This window comes from Duganella vulcania, assembly GCF_009857655.1.
In the GTDB taxonomy this organism is placed as follows: Bacteria; Pseudomonadota; Gammaproteobacteria; order Burkholderiales; family Burkholderiaceae_D; genus Rugamonas; species Rugamonas vulcania.
In genome coordinates this window covers 40,453-57,480 of sequence record NZ_WWCX01000004.1, presented here as the reverse complement: position 1 = coordinate 57,480, position 17,028 = coordinate 40,453, and the positions used below count along the sequence as shown (strand labels likewise).

General features: G+C 65.2%; 23 protein-coding genes. 8 read left to right on the top strand and 15 right to left on the bottom strand.

The window, feature by feature from the left end; genetic code table 11:
- Positions 1–2: 2 nt before the first annotated feature.
- A complete protein-coding gene (locus tag GTP90_RS05525) occupies positions 3–803 on the top strand; it encodes a substrate-binding periplasmic protein (protein WP_161082553.1) in 801 nt (266 codons plus the stop codon).
- On the opposite strand, the gene GTP90_RS05520 is transcribed toward GTP90_RS05525, so the two are convergent.
- From GTP90_RS05520 to GTP90_RS05495, 6 genes are read right to left on the bottom strand one after another with little or no spacing between them, the layout of a single operon-like run.
- Entirely contained in the window at positions 800–1,837 is a 1,038-nt protein-coding gene (locus GTP90_RS05520; protein WP_161082552.1) for an AI-2E family transporter, read from the bottom strand. The genes GTP90_RS05525 and GTP90_RS05520 overlap by 4 nt on opposite strands.
- Before the next feature lie 10 nt (positions 1,838–1,847).
- Complete coding sequence (locus GTP90_RS05515; RefSeq protein ID WP_161082551.1) at positions 1,848–2,447, bottom strand: SCO family protein; 600 nt, start codon at positions 2,445–2,447, stop codon at positions 1,848–1,850.
- Positions 2,447–3,340: a heme o synthase gene (cyoE, locus tag GTP90_RS05510; protein WP_161082550.1), complete on the bottom strand. Its 894-nt coding sequence runs from the start codon at positions 3,338–3,340 to the stop codon at positions 2,447–2,449. Before cyoE ends, GTP90_RS05515 begins: the two co-directional genes overlap by 1 nt.
- A gap of 32 nt (positions 3,341–3,372) precedes the next feature.
- Positions 3,373–4,539 carry a COX15/CtaA family protein gene (locus GTP90_RS05505; RefSeq protein WP_175047984.1) on the bottom strand — a complete coding sequence of 389 codons (1,167 nt, stop codon included), beginning with the start codon at positions 4,537–4,539 and terminating at the stop codon, positions 3,373–3,375.
- 3 nt (positions 4,540–4,542) lie between these two features.
- Positions 4,543–5,160 (bottom strand): SCO family protein, encoded by a 618-nt coding sequence (locus GTP90_RS05500; protein ID WP_161082549.1) that lies wholly within the window; start codon positions 5,158–5,160, stop codon positions 4,543–4,545.
- Entirely contained in the window at positions 5,144–5,875 is a 732-nt protein-coding gene (locus GTP90_RS05495) for an SURF1 family protein (protein WP_161082548.1), read from the bottom strand. Before GTP90_RS05495 ends, GTP90_RS05500 begins: the two co-directional genes overlap by 17 nt.
- 40 nt (positions 5,876–5,915) lie before the next feature.
- Here GTP90_RS05495 and GTP90_RS05490 point away from each other — a divergent pair, with 40 nt between their 5' ends.
- The gene (locus GTP90_RS05490; protein WP_161082547.1) at positions 5,916–6,119 is read left to right on the top strand and encodes a twin transmembrane helix small protein; all 204 of its coding nucleotides are present in this window, start codon (positions 5,916–5,918) and stop codon (positions 6,117–6,119) included.
- A 95-nt stretch (positions 6,120–6,214) separates the two neighbouring features.
- Here the strand turns inward: GTP90_RS05490 and GTP90_RS05485 are convergent, their stop codons facing one another.
- Positions 6,215–7,528: a chloride channel protein gene (locus tag GTP90_RS05485; RefSeq protein WP_161082546.1), complete on the bottom strand. Its 1,314-nt coding sequence runs from the start codon at positions 7,526–7,528 to the stop codon at positions 6,215–6,217.
- A 254-nt stretch (positions 7,529–7,782) separates the two neighbouring features.
- Here GTP90_RS05485 and GTP90_RS05480 point away from each other — a divergent pair, with 254 nt between their 5' ends.
- The 4 genes from GTP90_RS05480 to GTP90_RS05465 all read left to right on the top strand — a co-directional run bounded on the left by GTP90_RS05480 (position 7,783) and on the right by GTP90_RS05465 (position 9,279).
- A complete protein-coding gene (locus GTP90_RS05480; protein WP_161082545.1) occupies positions 7,783–8,181 on the top strand; it encodes a hypothetical protein in 399 nt (132 codons plus the stop codon).
- A 1-nt stretch (position 8,182) separates the two neighbouring features.
- Entirely contained in the window at positions 8,183–8,440 is a 258-nt protein-coding gene (locus GTP90_RS05475) for a DUF5985 family protein (protein WP_161082544.1), read from the top strand.
- A gap of 7 nt (positions 8,441–8,447) precedes the next feature.
- Positions 8,448–8,717: a DUF5985 family protein gene (locus GTP90_RS05470; protein WP_161082543.1), complete on the top strand. Its 270-nt coding sequence runs from the start codon at positions 8,448–8,450 to the stop codon at positions 8,715–8,717.
- Between the two features lie 154 nt (positions 8,718–8,871).
- A complete protein-coding gene (locus tag GTP90_RS05465; protein WP_371875024.1) occupies positions 8,872–9,279 on the top strand; it encodes a MarR family winged helix-turn-helix transcriptional regulator in 408 nt (135 codons plus the stop codon).
- Positions 9,280–9,353: 74 nt separating this feature from the next.
- Here GTP90_RS05465 and GTP90_RS05460 read toward each other — a convergent pair whose 3' ends face one another.
- The 7 genes from GTP90_RS05460 to GTP90_RS05435 all read right to left on the bottom strand — a co-directional run bounded on the left by GTP90_RS05460 (position 9,354) and on the right by GTP90_RS05435 (position 15,278).
- Positions 9,354–10,214, bottom strand: a complete 861-nt coding sequence (locus GTP90_RS05460) for a cytochrome c oxidase subunit 3 (RefSeq protein WP_161082541.1) — start codon at positions 10,212–10,214, stop codon at positions 9,354–9,356.
- Positions 10,215–10,230: 16 nt separating this feature from the next.
- Complete coding sequence (locus tag GTP90_RS05455; protein WP_161082540.1) at positions 10,231–10,434, bottom strand: DUF2970 domain-containing protein; 204 nt, start codon at positions 10,432–10,434, stop codon at positions 10,231–10,233.
- A gap of 9 nt (positions 10,435–10,443) precedes the next feature.
- Positions 10,444–11,007, bottom strand: coding sequence for a cytochrome c oxidase assembly protein (locus tag GTP90_RS05450; protein WP_161082539.1), 564 nt, complete (start codon positions 11,005–11,007; stop codon positions 10,444–10,446).
- A gap of 1 nt (position 11,008) precedes the next feature.
- Positions 11,009–11,116, bottom strand: a complete 108-nt coding sequence (locus GTP90_RS36600) for a cytochrome oxidase small assembly protein (protein WP_217431939.1) — start codon at positions 11,114–11,116, stop codon at positions 11,009–11,011.
- Positions 11,117–11,118: 2 nt separating this feature from the next.
- Positions 11,119–12,708 carry a cytochrome c oxidase subunit I gene (gene ctaD / locus GTP90_RS05445; RefSeq protein ID WP_117012970.1) on the bottom strand — a complete coding sequence of 530 codons (1,590 nt, stop codon included), beginning with the start codon at positions 12,706–12,708 and terminating at the stop codon, positions 11,119–11,121.
- A 15-nt stretch (positions 12,709–12,723) separates the two neighbouring features.
- A complete protein-coding gene (coxB, locus tag GTP90_RS05440) occupies positions 12,724–13,953 on the bottom strand; it encodes a cytochrome c oxidase subunit II (protein WP_161082538.1) in 1,230 nt (409 codons plus the stop codon).
- 398 nt (positions 13,954–14,351) lie between these two features.
- Positions 14,352–15,278, bottom strand: coding sequence for a methyltransferase domain-containing protein (locus GTP90_RS05435; protein ID WP_161082537.1), 927 nt, complete (start codon positions 15,276–15,278; stop codon positions 14,352–14,354).
- Positions 15,279–15,416: 138 nt separating this feature from the next.
- Between GTP90_RS05435 and GTP90_RS05430 the strand changes: the two genes are divergently transcribed.
- Together GTP90_RS05430 and GTP90_RS05425 are read left to right on the top strand one after the other, a co-directional pair.
- Positions 15,417–16,142 carry a ComF family protein gene (locus tag GTP90_RS05430; protein WP_254451741.1) on the top strand — a complete coding sequence of 242 codons (726 nt, stop codon included), beginning with the start codon at positions 15,417–15,419 and terminating at the stop codon, positions 16,140–16,142.
- A 21-nt stretch (positions 16,143–16,163) separates the two neighbouring features.
- Entirely contained in the window at positions 16,164–16,634 is a 471-nt protein-coding gene (locus tag GTP90_RS05425; RefSeq protein WP_161082535.1) for a tRNA (cytidine(34)-2'-O)-methyltransferase, read from the top strand.
- An 81-nt stretch (positions 16,635–16,715) separates the two neighbouring features.
- Here GTP90_RS05425 and GTP90_RS05420 read toward each other — a convergent pair whose 3' ends face one another.
- On the bottom strand, positions 16,716–17,027 hold the full coding sequence (locus GTP90_RS05420) for a hypothetical protein (RefSeq protein ID WP_161082534.1): 312 nt from the start codon (positions 17,025–17,027) through the stop codon (positions 16,716–16,718).
- Position 17,028: the final 1 nt, after the last annotated feature.

Sequence of the window (17,028 nt, the reverse complement as noted above, 5' to 3'; positions counted from 1 at the left end):
CTGTGCTTGGCCGACTGATCCTTTGCTGCGCCCTGCTCTGCCCCGCCGTCCCTGGCATGGCGGCGCCGCGCGGCGGCTGCGACCACCTGCGCGTGGCCTTCTACGAGGACGGCGCGCTGTTTTACCGCACCGCCGGCGGCAATTGGACCGGCATCGACAAGGACGTGGTCGACGAGCTGGCCCGCCGGCTCGATTGCAGCCTGGACGTCAGCGTCGACTCCAGGGTGCGCATCTGGGCCGCGCTCGCCAACGGCAACGTTGACATATCGGTATCCGCCATTCCGCTGCCGGAGCGCGAAAAAATCGGCCGCTTCGTGCCCTACATGGCCGGCCGCAATTTCGTCCTGCTGCACAAGGGGCTCAGCGCGCGCCTGAACGGCATGGACAGCTTCCTCGCCGATCCCCAATACAAGATTGCCGTGGTCAAGAGCTACAAGCACGGCCATTCCTACGAGGCGTGGCTGGCCAGGCTGCGGGAACAGGGCCGCGTGTACGAGACGCCGGACCACCTGTCGATGATGCGGCTGTTCAAGCTGGGCCGGGTGGATGCCGTGATGGCCACACCGACCAGCTGGTATCCGCTGGTCAGGCAGGAGCAGCTGGCCGGCACCTACAGCGTGATGGATTGGGCGCCGCGCGAGAACATCGTGTCGGGGCTGGTGCTGTCGCGCCGCAGCGTGGACGAGGCCACGGTGGCGCGCTTCCGCCAGGCCGTGCGGGCGATGCGCGACGATGGCACACTGCGCCGCATCTTCGAGCGCCACACGGACGCCGAGCGCGCCGCGCAGATGATCAACTTCTAGGCGGCTTCCCCGGTCCAGTTGCGCAGCAGGCCCAGGCCCACGGCCAGCAGGGTCGGGCCGATGAACAGGCCGACGAAGCCGAACGCCAGCACGCCGCCCATCACGCCCAGCAGCACCAGGATGAATGGCAGGCTGCTGCCGCGGCTGATCAGCATGGGCTTGACCACGTTGTCGACGCCGCTGATCACAAAGAAACCCCACACCAGCATGAACACGCCCCAGCCGGTGCTGCCCTCGCTGAACAGCCAGGCCGCCGCGCCGCCCCAGATCAGCGGCGGGCCGACCGGGACCAGCGACAGCAGGAAGGTCGCCACCGACAGCAGCGCCACCGCCGGCACGCCGGCGATCAGGAAGCCGACGGCGGCCACGCCGGCCTGCGCCAGCGCCGTGCCCAGCAGGCCGTACATGACGCCGCGCACGGTGCGGCTGACGGTGTCGGCCACGGCCGTGGCCTGCTCGCCGATCAACTTGTCCAGGCCGGTGGCCAGCGCCGCCAGCAGCGCCTGGCCGTCGCGGTACAGGAAGAAGCTGACGAACACCGCCAGGCTGACCTGCGCCACGCCGCTGCCCAGCACCATGCCGCCGCCCAGCAGGAAGCGGCGCGCCGGCTCCAGCAGGTTCCTGGCGACGTTGAGCAATTCCTCGCGGCTGCCCAGCAGCTTGCGCAGATAGGTGTCGGCCGCCTCGCCCACCAGCGGGAATTGCTTGAGCCAGGCCGGCGGCACCAGCGTGCCGCTGCCGAGGCTGGCCTTGATCTGTTCATAGAATTCGGTGGCATTGTCGGCAATGTTCCAGGTGACCAGCGCCAGCGGCACGATGATCAGCACGGTCAGGCCGGCGCTCATGGTGGCGGCGGCCAGCCAGCGGCGCTGCTGGCAGCGCGCCAGCAGCCGCAGGTACAGCGGCCAGCTGGAGATGGTGATGGCGGCGGCGAACAGGATGGCGGCCAGGAAGGGCCGCAACACGGTCAGGCAGCCGATCACCAGCAGGACGATGGCGGCGAGGCGGGTGTAGGGTTGGAAGCGCGGATGCATGCGCGCGCCGTCAGGGCTGGGCCAACAGCAGCTTCAGGTCGTGCACGATGGGCGCCGGGCCTTGGCCCGCGCGCACCAGCAGGCGGATCTTGCCCTGCTTGTCGAACACGTAGCTGGCCGCGGTGTGGTCCATCGAATAACTGCCCGGCGTCTTGCCCGGCACCTTGGCGTAGTACACCTTGAATTCCTTGCCGACGGCGGCGGTCTGCTCGGCGGTGCCGTACAGGCCCAGGAAGCGCTTGTCGAAGGCCGGCACGTATTCGGCCAGCAGCTGCTGCGTGTCGCGCTCGGGGTCGACGGTGACAAACAGCACCTGCACCTGGTCGGCCTGCGGACCGAGCTCCTTCATCGCGGCCGACATCTCGGCCATCGTGGTCGGGCACACGTCCGGGCACTGGGTATAGCCGAAGAACATCAGCACGACCTTGCCCTTGAAGTCGGCCAGCGTGCGCGGCTTGCCGTTGTGGTCGGTCAGCGCGAAGTCCTTGGCGTATGGCAGGCCGGTCAGGTCGGTGTTGGTGAATTCCAGGCGCGGCGCGGCGGGCCTGCGCTCGCAGGCGGCCAATAGTACGGACAGGGCCATCAGGCCGACAGCGAGCAGTTTTTTCATCAGAATTTATAGTAATGGTCCACCAGCAGCGCCACGAACAGCAGCGACAGGTAGATGATCGACCAGGTGAAGGCCTTGCGGGCGATCAGGTCGGTGTAGTGGCGGTAGATTTTCCAGGCGTGGTGCAGGAACACGGCGTTCAGCGCGACGGCGCTGACCAGGTAGATCAGGCCGCTCATGTGCACCGCGTACGGCAGCAAGGTGGTGGCGGCCAGCGCGATCGAGTACAGCCAGACGTGGAACTGCGTGAACTGCATGCCGTGCGTGACCGGCAGCATCGGCAGGCCGGACTTGGCGTAGTCGTCGCGGCGGTACATGGCCAGCGCCCAGAAGTGCGGCGGCGTCCAGACAAAGATGATCAGCACCAGCAGCCAGGCCTGCATCGGCACGTCGTTGGCGACCGCGGCCCAGCCCAGCGCCGGCGGCATCGCGCCCGACAGGCCGCCGATGACGATGTTCTGCGGCGTGGCCGGCTTCAGGATCATGGTGTAGATGATGGCGTAGCCGACGAAGGTGACAAAGGTCAGCCACATCGTCAGCGGGTTCACCAGCGAATACAGGATCCACATGCCGGCGCCACCGATGACGGCCGCGAACACCACGGTCTGCATGACGGTGATCTCGCCCATGGCCATCGGGCGGCGGGCGGTGCGCGCCATGCGGGCGTCGATCTCGCGCTCGGCCAGGCAGTTGACCGCGAAGGCCGCGCCGGCCAGCAGCCAGATGCCGGCGGTGGCGGCCACCAGCAGGCGCCAGTCCGGCATGCCGTCGCTGGCGAGGAACATGCCGATCACGGCGCAAAAGACGGCCAGCTGGGTGACGCGGGGCTTGGTCAGCGCCCAGTATTGCGAGGCGCGGCTAGCGGATTTGGAGGTGGCGGTGTGTGTGGTCATTAGCGATGCGTAGTGGTGCCTACTTGTGGTGCCTACTTTTGCCGGGCAGCGGGTGTGTGCGGCGATGCTGCGCCAGAGGCTGCCTTTTTGGCAAGATCGTATTGGTACTTAGCCTTGTAGTTTAACATGGTCAGCAACAGGACCAGCAGCGCCGCACCAGCGTTGTGCAGCACCGCGATCGCCAGCGGGAAGCTGAGGTAGATGGTGGCGACGCCGGTGGCGATCTGCGCGCCCAAGGTCAGCGCCAGGTGGCGGGCGGTTTTATGCAGCGCCGCGTGCTCCCACGCGCGCCAGGCCGTGTAGCCGGCCACCAGCGCGACCAGCAGGCCGAAGTTGCGGTGCACCCAGTGGATGGCCGTCAGCGCGGAAAACGGCAGGTAGTGGCCGGCGGCGGTCTTGCCCAGTTCGCGCCACAGCGTGAAGCCGTGTTCGAAGTCCATCTCCGGCACCAGCTTGCCGCCGCACAGCGGGAAATCGGTGCAGGCCAGCGTGGCGTAGTTGGTGCTGGTCCAGCCGCCCAGCGCCAGTTGCGCCAGCAGCAACACGGCCGAGGCGGCGGCCAGCAGGCGGATGTTGCGCATCGCCGGCGGCGAGGCCGTCACCGTGCGCATCGGCGCGATCAGCTGGTTCTGGCGGCCGCCGTACCAGGCCAGCATCGCCAGCAGGCCCATGCCCAGCAGCAGGTGGGTGGTGACGATCACCGGTTGCAGTTTCAGCGTGACGGTCCAGGCGCCGAACGCGCCCTGCAGGCAGACGAACAGGAACAGCGCGGTCGGCAGCCAGGGCGCGTACTCGGTCCGCGTGCCCTGCGACTTGCGCCATTGATACCAGGATTGCGCCATCATCGCCACGATCAGCACGCCGATCGCCATCGCCAGGTAGCGGTGGATCATCTCGATCCAGGCCTTGAACACCGTCACCGGGCCGGTCGGCAGCAGCGCCTCGGCCGCCGTGATCTGCTCGTGCGCCAGGAAGGGATTGGCGGCGCCGTAGCAGCCCGGCCAGTCCGGGCAGCCCAGGCCGGAGTCGGTCAGGCGCGTGAAGGCGCCGAACACGATCAGGTCGAACGTCAGGAACACGCTGACCCAGACCAGCTTGCGGTATTTGTTGGCGTCGGACGAGGTCCACACCAGCGACAGCGGCAGCAGCGCCACCAGCAGCGCCGTCACGGCCATTTGAGCGAGAGTGGTGGAATGCATGGGTCAACCTATCGCGGAAGCCTTGAGCAGCTTGCTGATGTCCTTGTGGACCTTCTTCACCTTCTCGGTGTCGCTGGAGACCGCACCTTTCGGGAAGCGCATCATCAGGTTGCCCAGCGGGTCGATCAGGTAGACGTGGTCGGCGGCGCGGTCGCCTGCGGCCTGCTCCAGCGGCAGCCATTTTTCAACCGCGGCGGCCGGCGCACGCAGCATGCGGGTGCCGTCGTTGACGCGCATGAGCAGCGTGTCGAGCGGCTGGTCGTCGGTGATCAGCCACACGCGCTCGATGCGCTCCATCTCCTTGCCCTGCATGGTGCGCAGCTGGCGCATGGCGAACAGCTGGTCCTGGCAATCCTGGCGGCAGTCGGACGGGCCGACCTTGAGCATGATCCACTTGCCCTTGTAGTTCTCCAGCGTGGCCGGCTTGCCGTCCAGCGTGGTGCTGGCCATGGCCGGGATCGGATGGTCGCGCGGGTCGATCAGCGCACCGTAGTTGGTCACGCCGCCCTTGGGCTTGATGACGTAATACGTCAGATAGGAACCCACCAGCGGCGCGGCGCACACGGCCAGCACCAGCAACAATTTCCAGCGTCCACGGCTTTGATTACTTTTGTTTTCCACGTCTGAATCCGTTCACCACAAAGAAGATAACAGCCATCGCCGACAGTGCGTACCACTGGAAGGCATAGCCCTGATGTTTTTCCACGCCCAGCGCCGGCGCCGGCCAGTCGCGCACCAGGTGCTCGTCGTCGCCGGCCGGCTTGGCCGCACCGGCCTGCTCGATCAGGAACGGCTGCATGGTCAGGCCGCTGTCCCTGGCCACCTGCAGCGGATCGGCGTTCTGCACGATGATGCCGGGCGTCAGCACCGGCGCCTTGCCCAGTTCCATCACGTGGCCGGCGTCGATGCGCGCCATGCCCTCCAGCGTGACCGGACCGGACGGCGTGGCGTAGGCCGGCAGTTTGGCGCGGTCGGCCGGATCGCGCGGCAGCCAGCCCCTCGCCACCAGCACGTGCATGCCCGATCCCGCGATTTTAAACGGCATCAGCAAATAAAACCCGGAGCGCCCGGCGGACGGGCGGTTGTCCAGGTACAACGGCCAGTTGGCGACGAATTCGCCGGTAACGGCCACGCGGCGGAATTCCACCGCCTCGGCCGCCAGCGGGGCGCCGTCCAGCACCACGGGCGCGCTGGCGTTGCCCTGGGCCAGCTTGGCCTGCAACACCAGCTTTTGCGCGGCGCGGCGCTCCTGCCAGTTGCCCAGCTGGATGCCCAGCGTGACCACCAGCACGGTCGCCACGAAAGGGATCAGTTTAAAACGGAACGCAATACCCATTACAATGGAACCTTCATCAATTCACTCCCCCTGCCACGCCATGAAAATTGCTGTCGCCATCGCGTTCATCCTGATCATCGGCAGCCTGGCTTCCGCGTTCTTCTTCCTGATGCGCGACAAGGGCAAGAGCAACAACACCGTGCGCGCGCTGGCGGTGCGGGTCGGCCTGTCGATCGCGCTGTTCATCGCGCTGCTGGTTGCGTACAAGCTGGGCTACATCCAGCCCACCGGCATCCGCGGCTGATTATAGTTCACCTGATAGCGCAGTTCGAAAAACCTTTTTCCACGCAAGGGAATCGGGCCGCGGCCGGGACGGAAGCTGTTCGCCGGGCGCGCGATTCACCGGGATGCGTTGGCCAGTTGCTGTTGCGCCAGCACGGTGTAGAGCGGCGCACCGATCACGCGGGAAACGGTCCGCGCCACCATGGCGCATGCCATCAGGCTCAGCACCATCGAGTGCCCGTCCACCATTTCCATCACGATGATGAAGGACGTCAGCGGCGCCTGCGTGGCGGCGGCAAGAAATCCGACCATCCCGAGCGCGATCAGGGCGGTCGCCTGCGGGGAGTGCAGCAGTTGCGCCATGTCGTTGCCGAGCGCGGCGCCGATCGCCAGCGAGGGCGCGAAAATCCCTGCCGGCACACCGGACCAGGTCGTCAACCAGGTCGCGACAAACTTCAGCAGCAGGAACAGCGCCGGCACGCTCTCGGTGCCGGCAATCATGTCGCGGGTGTGGGTGTAGCCGCTGCCGAAGGTGGCCCCGTCGGAGACCACGCCGATCACCGCCACCACCAGGCCGCACAGCGCCGCAAACGCCACCGGATGGCTGCGGCGCAGGCGCGACAGCGCGTCGCCGGCCTGGCCGCCCAGCGAGACCTGCAACAGGCGGGAGAACAGCCCGCCCGCCAGGCCGCTGACCAGCGCCACCAATATGCCGGGCAACAGCAATGACAGGTCGATGCCGCTGGCGTGGATGATGCCGAAGTAGGTGGCATTGCCGTAGATCGAGACCGCGATCAGGCCGGCCAGCACGATGGCGGACATCAGCAGGCCGCTGCTGCGCTGCTCGGGGGTGCGCGACAGCTCCTCGATGGCGAACATGACGCCGGCAAGCGGGGTGTTGAATGCCGCGGCGATGCCGGCCGCGCCGCCCGCCACCAGCAGGCCGTGGGTGGTGACCGACGACCGCTCCGGCAGCCAGCGCCGGGCCGTCAGCATGATGCCGGCGGCCACCTGCACCGACGGCCCTTCCCGTCCCAGCGACAATCCGGCCAGCAATCCCCACGTGGTCAATCCCACCTTCGCCAGGCTCAGCCTGAGCGAGACGAGCCTGCCCGTGGCCTGCGGCGGCGCCAGCGGATCCAGCGCGGCCATCACCTGCGGTATCCCGGAACCGGCGGCAGCGGCGAAATGGCGCCGCGTGATCCAGACGATCGCCGCCGTGCATACCGGTGTCCACAGCAGCGCCATCCATGCATCCGCGTGAAAACCCCGCATGAACAACGCCAGCGCTTGCTCGCCCAGCCATGTAAAAGCCACCACCGTCAGCCCGGCCACGCCGGCGGCCGCCACCACGATGCCGCGCGTGGCCCAGATGCGCCAGTTGCGGAATTCCCGGTTGAACGCCGCGATGGTGTTGTGCTGGTGTTTCATGGTATAGATGGCCAACCTTAAAAAAAATCCTCGCCGGCACGAGGATGAAGGCCTTCTCAGGCTCTGCTGTGAAATGTACGGATACGGGCAAACTACATTTGTACAAATATACTTTGCTGCAATATAATCTGTCAAATGTGTCCCCCCACTCTTCCGGTCCGTTGTGCGCGATGGCGGCGCGGCGCCGTCCCGATCCCGGCTCGCTTGAGCGCCACGGCCGCGCAGCCCGACGACGGCCTGCCGGAGCCGGAGCGATGACACCCGCGCCCGCGCCCGTGCCCGATGAGTTGCAGCGCTTCATCCTGACCAGCATTGCATCGGTGCCGCACCTGGAAGCCCTGCTCCTGCTGCGCGGCTCGCCCGCGCAGCAATGGGACATCGCGGCCGTCGCGCAACGCCTCTACGTGACCGAGCGCGCCGCGCGCAAGCTGCTCGACGAGCTGCGCGCCATCGGTGCGCTGGCCAGCGCGAAGGACGACAAGGCGCTCACTTACCAGTACTGGCCCCGCCATCCGGAACTGGCCGCCATGATCGATCAACTGGCGGCATGCTACGCCGCGAATCTGGTGGGCGTGACGGTATTGATACACTCGAAACTGGATAAGCAAGCCCAGCAGTTTGCCGATGCATTCACCTGGCGAAAGGAACCCTGACATGGCGCAAACCATCTACGGACTGTGCACACTCACCTCGCTGGCCTGCGCATGGATGCTGCTCAGCAGCTATCGGCGCAATCGCGTGCGCTTGTTATTCTGGAGCGGGCTGTGCTTCATTGGCCTGTCCGTCAACAATGTGCTGCTGGTGCTGGACAAGCTGGTGTTTCCGCAAGTCGACCTGCTGCAATGGCGCCTCGCCTGCGCCCTGGTCGCGCTGCTGCTGCTGTTGTTTGGTCTAATCTACGAGAACAAGTGAGGCCACGATGATCAACTTCCTGACCGGCGCCATCGTCATGGCATCGTTTATGATTACGCTGTTCTTCCTGCGCTTCTGGCGCAACTCCGGGCAACGGTTCTTCCTGTATTTCGCGCTGTCGTTTTTGGTGGAGGGGATACACCGCTGCTATTCGGCGTGGGAAGGCGCGGTCAACGAAGATTCGCCCTACCACTACCTGGTGCGCTTGCTGTCCTATGGCTTGATCCTGTGGGCGATCCTGGAGAAGAACTGGCCTCAGCGCGGGGCCGGCGAATAAGCAATCCCACGGCCACGCAGTATTTATCGGCTATCATCCCGCCATGCCACCGAACCATACCTCCAGCCGGCAAAAGACCGGCAACACGACAAGCGCCGCGGAATTTGCACCGTCAACCAGAGTACTGAGGCAATTCCGGATCGTCTTCAACGCGGTGAAAACCCATTTCCGCCAGGTCGAAAAGAGCGCCGGCATCGGCGGCGCTCAGCTGTGGGCGCTCAGCGTGGTGCAACAGCGCCCGGGCATCGGGGTCGGCGAGCTGGCCCGGGCCCTCGACGTCCACCAGACCACCGCCAGCAACCTGGTCAAGAACCTGGCGGCCCAGGGGCTCGTCGCCATCGACCGCAGCGGCGCCGACCGCCGGACCGCGACGATGACATTGCTGCCGGCGGGCCAGGTGCGCCTGGCCCATGCGCCGATGCCGTTTGCCGGCGTGCTGCCGGACGCCTTGTCGGCATTGGATGCGCCAACGCTGGCGCGCCTGGAGCACGACCTGGGCATACTGATCACCGCGCTCGAAGCCGGCACCTCCGGCGAAAATACGCCGCTGTCCGAACTATAAGGCCGCCCGGAGGCGGCCTTGTCGTGGGCGCCGCGGCGGCATCGCCACGGCGTAATCGTTGCGACTGCGCGTGCTTACAGCCAGTACACGACCACGTACAGGCCGAGCCAGACCACGTCCACAAAGTGCCAGTACCAGGCCGCGCCTTCGAAGGCGAAGTGGTGGTCGGGCGTGAAGTGGCCGCGCAGCACGCGGTACAGCACCACCGACAGCATGATCGCGCCCATCGTCACGTGGAAGCCGTGGAAACCGGTCAGCATGAAGAAGGTCGAGCCGTAGATGCCCGAGGTCAGCTTCAGGTTCAGTTCGGTGTACGCGTGGTGGTATTCGAAGGCCTGGAAGCCCATGAAGATCGCGCCCAGGGCGATCGTGGCGAACAGCCAGAACGCGGTCTGCGCGCGGTGGCCGGCGCGCAGCGCGTGGTGCGAGATGGTCAGCGTCAGGCCCGAGGTCAGCAGCAGCGCGGTGTTGATGGTCGGGATGGGGAACGGCCCCATGGTCTTGAATTCCTGCACCGTGCCGGCCGGACCGGTGTTGCCCCAGTGCGCGGCGAAGTCCGGCCAAATGAATTTGTGGTCCAGGTCGCCCAGCCACGGCATGGTGATCGAACGGGCGTAGAACAGCGCGCCGAAGAAGGCGCCGAAGAACATCACCTCCGAGAAGATGAACCAGGCCATCGACCAGCGGTAGGAATGGTCGATGCGCTGGCCGTACTGGCCGGCCTCGGATTCCTTGATGGCGTCGCCGAACCAGAAGTACAGCACCGAAATGATGGCGGCCAGGCCCACGAAGTTCACGGCCGGCCCCCACGAGACGTCATTGACCCAGGCCGAGGCGCCGATCATGGTGGTCAGCAGGGACATGCCTGCCAGCAGCGGCCATTTGGATGGACCAGGCACGAAGTAGTACGGTGCCGCGGCGTTTTGTGAACTCATCTTCATCTCCCTAAATTTATTTTGAAACTACCAGCTTTACGATAGTGATCAGCAGTCCAATAAAACAAGCCACGCCGATCAAGGCCGCGATGAGGATGTGCACCGGATTCAGCTTGGCCGAATCGGTATCGAAATCGCTCTTGCGGCGCAGGCCGAAGAACGACCAGAACACCGCTTTCATCGAATACATGAACGACGCTTGCTTCTTGTTCTCTTCCATGGCGCCCCCTTACCTGGCCGCGGTCTTGGCTTTGTCCAGACCGCCCACCTCGAAGAAGGTGTACGACAGCGTGATGGTCTTCACCTCCTTCGGCAGCGCCGGGTCGATGAAGAACACCACCGGCATCTGCCGCGCCTCGTTCGGCTTCATGGTCTGCTGCTTGAAGCAGAAACACTCGACCTTCTTAAAATGCGGCATCGCGCTTTGCGGCGCGTAGCTCGGGATCGCCTGCGCGCTGACCTCGCGGTTCTGCGTGTTGACCACCTCGTACATCACGGTCGCCAGCTCGCCCGGATGCACGCTCATGCTGTGCGTCACGGGACGGAAACGCCACGGCCCCTGGGCGTTGCCGTCGAACTCGATGGTCACGCTGCGCGTCTTGTCGATCTGCGTGTTGGCGTCCACGCTGACCGTGCCGTCCTTCTGGGTCAGCACGTTGATGCCCAGCGCCTCGCAGATCTGGCGGTAGAACGGGTTGAGCGCGTACGCGAACCCGAACATCAGCACCGCCACCACGATCAGCTTGCCGAGCAAGGTGCGGTTCAGCCCGCCTGTTTCCTGGTCTTTGCTCACGTCAGCTCAGCCACATCCGCTTGACAAACACGGACAGGAAAAAGAACAGGGCCATGCCGGCCAACAGCAGGCCGGTCCGCGCGTTATTCGGCTTCTTCTGTTCGCCCATGATTATTTGAACTGCGGTGGCGTTTCAAAGGTGTGGAACGGCGCCGGCGACGGCACGGTCCACTCCAGGCCTTCCGCGCCATCCCATGGCTTGGCTTCGGCTTTCTTGCCGCCGCGGATGGTCGGCAGGATCACGAAGAACAGGAAGAACACCTGCGACAGGCCGAAACCGAAGGCGCCGATGGACGCGATCATGTTGAAGTCCGTGAACTGCGCCGAGTAGTCGGCGTAGCGGCGCGGCATGCCGGCCAGGCCCAGGAAGTGCATCGGGAAGAAGGTGATGTTGAAGGTGATCAGCGACAGCCAGAAGTGGGTCTTGCCCATCGCTTCGTTGTACATGTGGCCGGTCCATTTCGGCGACCAGTAGTAGAAGCCGGCGAACAGCGCGAACAGCGAGCCGGCCACCAGCACGTAGTGGAAGTGCGCCACCACGTAGTAGGTGTCCTGCAGCTGGATGTCGATCGGGGTCACGGCCAGGATCAGGCCGGTGAAGCCGCCGATGGTGAACACGAAGATGAAGCCCACGGCAAACAGCATCGGGGTTTCAAAGGTCATCGAGCCCTTCCACATGGTGGCGATCCAGTTGAACACCTTGACGCCGGTCGGCACGGCGATCAGCATGGTCGCGTACATGAAGAACAGCTGCGAGGTCACCGGCATGCCGGTGGTGAACATGTGGTGGGCCCAGACGATGAACGACAGGATGGCGATCGACGCGGTGGCGTACACCATCGACGCGTAGCCGAACAGCTGCTTGCGGGCGAAGGCCGGCAGGATCTGCGAGACGATGCCGAAGGCCGGCAGAATCATGATGTAGACCTCGGGGTGGCCGAAGAACCAGAAGATGTGCTGGTACATGACCGGGTCGCCGCCGCCGGCGGCGTTGAAGAACGAGGTGCCGAAGTGGCGGTCGGTCAGCGTCATGGTGATGGCGCCGGCCAGCACCGGCATCACGGCGATCAGCAGGTAGGCGGTGATCAGCCAGGTCCAGCAGAACATCGGCATCTTCATCAGCGTCATGCCGGGCGCGCGCATGTTGAGGATGGTGACGATGATGTTGATCGAGCCCATGATCGACGAGGCGCCCATCAGGTGCATCGCGAAGATCGCCATGTCCATGCCGGGGCCCATCTGGGTCGACAGCGGCGCGTACAGCGTCCAGCCGGCCGCGGTGGCGCCGCCAGGGACCAGGAACGAGGTCGCCAGCAGGATGGCCGCCGGTGGCAGCAGCCAGAACGAGAAGTTGTTCATGCGGGCGAAGGCCATGTCGGACGCGCCGATCTGCAGCGGGATCATCCAGTTGGCGAAGCCGACGAAGGCCGGCATGATGGCGCCGAACACCATCACCAGGCCGTGCATGGTGGTGAGCTGGTTGAAGAACTCAGGCTGGAAGAACTGCAGGCCCGGCTTGAACAGCTCGGTGCGGATCATCAGCGCCAGCACGCCGCCGGACAGCAGCATGATGAAGGAGAACCACAGGTACAGCGTACCGATGTCTTTGTGATTGGTGGCGAACAACCAGCGCGACAGACCATGGGGATGGTCGTGAGCGTGATCGTGATCGTGTGCGTGATCCAAGGTGCTTGTGCTCATTTGTAACGCTCCTGATTACTTACGTGCAGCCACAACTTCGGCTGGTTGAACGATGTTTTCGGCGGCCTTGTTCGACCAGCTGTTACGGGTGTAGGTGATGACAGCCGCAATATCCGTATCCGACAGTTGCTTCCATGCCGGCATTTCCGAAGCGCCGTACTTGCCGGTCTTCTTGCCGTGCAGCAGAACGTTGATCTGTTCCGCCTTCGGACCGTTGACCACGGCCGAACCGTCCAGCGGTGCGAACGCGCCCGGCACGCCCTTGCCGTTGGCCTGGTGGCAGGCCACGCAGTTGGTCGAGTAGACTTTCTCGCCCTTGGTTTTCAGCTCGTCGATGGTCCAGGTCTTGGTCGGATCGTCGGCCAGCGCGGCCATTTCCTTTTTCTTGCCGTCGACCCAGGTCTTGTACTCGTCGTCATTGACCACGCGCACCACGATCGGCATGAAGGCGTGTTCCTTGCCGCACAGCTCGGAGCAGAAACCGCGATAGGTGCCGGTGTGCTCGGCCTTGAACCAGGTGTCGCGCACGAAGCCGGGAATCGCATCCTGCTTGACGCCGAAGGCCGGGATCGACCACGAATGGATCACGTCGTTGGCGGTGGTGACCAGGCGGATTTTTTTATTGACAGGAACGACGACTTCATTGTCGACTTCCATCAGGTAGTTGTCGCCGCGTTTCTCGGTCGGCTCGAAGCCGGGCGAGCCCACTTGCGCGCGCGGGGTCGACAGGTTGGACAGGAAGGAAATGCCCTCGCCTTCGCCTTTCAGGTAGTCGTAGCCCCACTTCCACTGCATGCCGGTGACCTTGATGGTGATGTCGGCGTTGGAGGTGTCCTTCATGCCGACCACGGTGCGGGTGGCGGGCAGCGCCATGCCGATGACGATCAGGAAGGGCACGACGGTCCAGGCGATTTCCACCGCGGTGGATTCGTGGAAGGTGGCCGGCTTGTGGCCCAGCGATTTGCGGTGCTTGAAGATGGAGTAGAACATCACGCCGAACACGCCGACGAAGATGACCAGGCAGACCAGCATCATCCAGGTGTGCAGGCTGTAGATTTCGGAAGCGATCTGGGTCGCCGGAGGTTGCAGATTCAGCTCGCCGGCGGTGGGACCGCCGGTGCCGCCGGTCGCCGCAGTGTAGGTACCTGCCGCGGATGCCGCCTTGTCAGCCGCCCACGCTGGGATACTTGCCGCCGTTACCGACAGCCCGAGCATCAACGATTGAAGTCGCTTCGCATGTTTCATGTTTTCCCCAACCACCCAAGAAATTAAAATATTTTTTTAACGACTCCGGTTTTCGGTGAACTGAACCGGCGCCGCGCTCCTTAAACAACTTCAGGCCCCATGCCAGCCTCGTCCGAAAAATTCTTCGTGACGCGACCCCGGCGGGACCTTGAGGCTTGCCGCTTCATCCCCAGATACTGCCCAGGGACAACGCGAAAGCCTGATTCTGCTTAATTCAACTGCTCGTTCGTGCTCGTCCTTGCCTGCCTCTCGCTCCCCTCGCTGATTTATAGCTGGCGGCGTGATCTGCTGGCAAAATTAGTGAATGATTATATATAACAAAAACGATCCACATCAAGAAATAATCCAAATCACAACTATGGCGTGGCCCGGGGCGCCACAGTGCGCCCGCAAACCCGCTACTGGCGCGGCTTTCGTGGTAAATCGAAACGGATGATGGCCTCGCCTTTTGAGGTCACTTTGGGCGCCGGACGGAAGGCGTGGCCGTAAATCACCTCGAAAGTCAGGCCCAGCTTGCCATCGGCGCGGCGGTTCTTCTCCAGCGTGTCCAGCATCCGCCGCCATGCCTGCTTGCCCATCAGGCCGCGCCGCAGCGTGCCCAGCGGGTTGCCGCCCAGCGCGCGCACGTCGGCCAGCAGGGCCTGCGGCGTGTCGTAGGTGACGGTGATGACCTCCATGTCCAGCACCGGCGTCGAAAAGCCCGCCTCCACCAACTGGTCGCCGAAATCGTGCATGTCGACGAAGGGCAGCGCGTGCGGCGCCAGGTCGGCCTCGGCAAAGGCGGCGCGCAGCTCGCGGAAGGTGTCCGGCCCGAAGCAGGAGAACATCAGCAGGCTGTTCACGCGCAGCACGCGGCGCCACTCGGCGAACACGCGGTCCGGCTGCGGATGCCAGTGCAGCGCCAGGTTGGACCAGACCAGGTCCACCGAATGCGGCCCCAGCGGCAGTTCGGCGAAATCGCCGCACAGCGTGTCGATGCCGGTCTTGGCCGGCAGCAGCTTGCTCAGCAGCTGGTTCAGCGACGACGGCTTCGCGGCCGGGCCCTGGGCGGCGCGCGCCATGGCCTCGGCCGCGTCGATGCCGACGATGTGGGCCGCGGGATAGGATTTTTGCAAGAGTGCGAGATCGGCACCGGGGCCGCAGCCGGCGTCCAGCACGCGCTGGGGCGCGAGCTTGATCAGCTCCAGGCGGTCGAACATGCGCGAGGCGATTTCGCGGCGCAGGAAATCGGACGGCGCGACGCGCCCGGGGCGGCTGAACAGCGCGCGCACGCGCACCTGGTCGATCGGGGCGCTCAGTTTAGGGGGTTTTGCGGGGACTTCCATGATGTCGTTCGGTGTAGTGCGATAATGTCGGCAGTGTACATGGTTGAACGCAAACGCGTCCTGGAAGGCACACCGTTTCCGCGCAAGCGGGAACGGCGCATGGGAGGGTGGATGTCTGTTACCCCGACAATCGGCACAATGCGCGCCCTGCTTCATCGCGGCGGCGCGGCCTTGTTGCGCGGCGTGTTGCCGGCCTCGTGCGCGTTGTGCGCGGCCGGCGGCGATGAATTGCTGTGTCCAGACTGCGCCGCGCAGTTCTTCGGCGTTGCCGCCGTGCGCTGTCCGCGCTGCGCCAATCCCTTGCCGGACTCGGCGCGCGGCCAGCTGTGCGGCGCCTGCCGCGCCGAGCCGCCGGCCTTCGACGTCACGCTGGTCGCGGCGGATTATGCGATGCCGCTGGACCAGCTGGTGCTGCAGCTGAAATTCGGCCACCGCCTCGCGCTGGCCACGCTGTTTGCCCGCCTGCTGCGCGACGCCGTCCTGCAGCAGCCCGGCTTCACGCTGCCCGCCCTGCTCTGCCCGGTGCCGCTGGGGCCGCGCCGGCTGGCCGAACGCGGCTACAATCAGGCCCTGGAGATCGCGCGGCCCCTGGCGCGCAGCCTGGGCGTGGCGCTGCATCCGCGGCTGGCCTGCCGGGTGCAGGAGACGGCGGCGCAAAGCAGCGTCACGCCGGAGCGGCGGCGGCACAACATCGCCGGCGCGTTCGCGATACCGGACATGGCGCTGGTGCAGGGCCGCCACATCGGCGTGGTCGACGACGTGATGACCAGCGGCGCCACGCTGAACGAACTGGCGGCCACGTTGAAGCGCCACGGCGCGGCGCAGGTGAGCAACCTGGTGTTCGCGCGCACGCCGCCGCATTGAATTTACAAGAGGAGAATTGTTTTGTTTCACGTCGTACTAGTCCAACCTGAAATTCCCCCGAACACCGGCAACGTGATCCGGCTGTGCGCCAACACCGGCGCGCAGCTGCATTTGATCGAGCCGCTGGGCTTCCCGCTGGAAGACGCCAAGCTCAAGCGCGCCGGCCTGGACTATCACGAATACGCGAAGATGAAAGTCCACCCGGACTGGCAAGCCTTCCTGGCCGAGGTGCAGCCGGAGCCGTCGCGCATGTTCGCCATGACCACGCACGGCTCCTCGCCGTTCGCCGACGCCGCCTTCCGGCCGGGCGACGTGTTCGTGTTCGGCTCGGAAACACGCGGCCTCGACCCGGCCTTCCGCGAAACGTTCCCACCGGCCCAGCGCATCCGTCTGCCGATGCGTCCCGACAACCGCAGCCTGAATTTATCCAACACGGTGGCCGTGGTGGTGTTCGAAGCCTGGCGCCAGAACGGCTACGCCGGCGGCGCATAAGATTTGGACCAAGCCCGACATCCGTGCATAAAATTGGGGTCAAGTCTGACATTCGGACACGAGCTCTACCGTAGCAGACGTCTACGGTAGAGTTCGTGTCCGAATGTCAGACTTGACCCCAAACTGGAGCAGGATGGCCAGCGCGCCGGCGCCGGCCGCGCTGACGCAGAGCGTGCTGGCGGCCGCCAGCGCGGCCGGATTGCGCAGGCCGAGCAGGTCGGCCGCGAAGGCCAGCGAGACCGTGGCGATCAGCTGGGCCGGATACAGGAAGCGCAGTTGGCGGAAGGCGCGCGCGTCGCCGCGCCGCCAGTAGCGCAGCGCGACCGCGAACGCGGGGCCCCACAGCACGCCAAGGAACACCAGCGCCGCGAAGGCGGCAATCAGGAGACGCATA

Coding starts and splice junctions, on each gene's coding strand:
- GTP90_RS05470 (WP_161082543.1), top strand. CDS start 8,448: ATGATCAACTTCCTGACCGGCGCCATCGTCATGGCATCGTTTATGATT.
- coxB (WP_161082538.1), bottom strand. CDS start 13,953: ATGAAACATGCGAAGCGACTTCAATCGTTGATGCTCGGGCTGTCGGTA.
- GTP90_RS05420 (WP_161082534.1), bottom strand. CDS start 17,027: ATGCGTCTCCTGATTGCCGCCTTCGCGGCGCTGGTGTTCCTTGGCGTG.
- GTP90_RS05475 (WP_161082544.1), top strand. CDS start 8,183: ATGGCGCAAACCATCTACGGACTGTGCACACTCACCTCGCTGGCCTGC.
- GTP90_RS05520 (WP_161082552.1), bottom strand. CDS start 1,837: ATGCATCCGCGCTTCCAACCCTACACCCGCCTCGCCGCCATCGTCCTG.
- GTP90_RS05460 (WP_161082541.1), bottom strand. CDS start 10,214: ATGAGTTCACAAAACGCCGCGGCACCGTACTACTTCGTGCCTGGTCCA.
- GTP90_RS36600 (WP_217431939.1), bottom strand. CDS start 11,116: ATGGGCGAACAGAAGAAGCCGAATAACGCGCGGACCGGCCTGCTGTTG.
- ctaD (WP_117012970.1), bottom strand. CDS start 12,708: ATGAGCACAAGCACCTTGGATCACGCACACGATCACGATCACGCTCAC.
- GTP90_RS05485 (WP_161082546.1), bottom strand. CDS start 7,528: ATGAAACACCAGCACAACACCATCGCGGCGTTCAACCGGGAATTCCGC.
- GTP90_RS05490 (WP_161082547.1), top strand. CDS start 5,916: ATGAAAATTGCTGTCGCCATCGCGTTCATCCTGATCATCGGCAGCCTG.
- cyoE (WP_161082550.1), bottom strand. CDS start 3,340: ATGACCACACACACCGCCACCTCCAAATCCGCTAGCCGCGCCTCGCAA.
- GTP90_RS05455 (WP_161082540.1), bottom strand. CDS start 10,434: ATGGAAGAGAACAAGAAGCAAGCGTCGTTCATGTATTCGATGAAAGCG.
- GTP90_RS05515 (WP_161082551.1), bottom strand. CDS start 2,447: ATGAAAAAACTGCTCGCTGTCGGCCTGATGGCCCTGTCCGTACTATTG.
- GTP90_RS05430 (WP_254451741.1), top strand. CDS start 15,417: ATGCGCGCCCTGCTTCATCGCGGCGGCGCGGCCTTGTTGCGCGGCGTG.
- GTP90_RS05480 (WP_161082545.1), top strand. CDS start 7,783: ATGACACCCGCGCCCGCGCCCGTGCCCGATGAGTTGCAGCGCTTCATC.
- GTP90_RS05505 (WP_175047984.1), bottom strand. CDS start 4,539: ATGCATTCCACCACTCTCGCTCAAATGGCCGTGACGGCGCTGCTGGTG.
- GTP90_RS05495 (WP_161082548.1), bottom strand. CDS start 5,875: ATGGGTATTGCGTTCCGTTTTAAACTGATCCCTTTCGTGGCGACCGTG.
- GTP90_RS05435 (WP_161082537.1), bottom strand. CDS start 15,278: ATGGAAGTCCCCGCAAAACCCCCTAAACTGAGCGCCCCGATCGACCAG.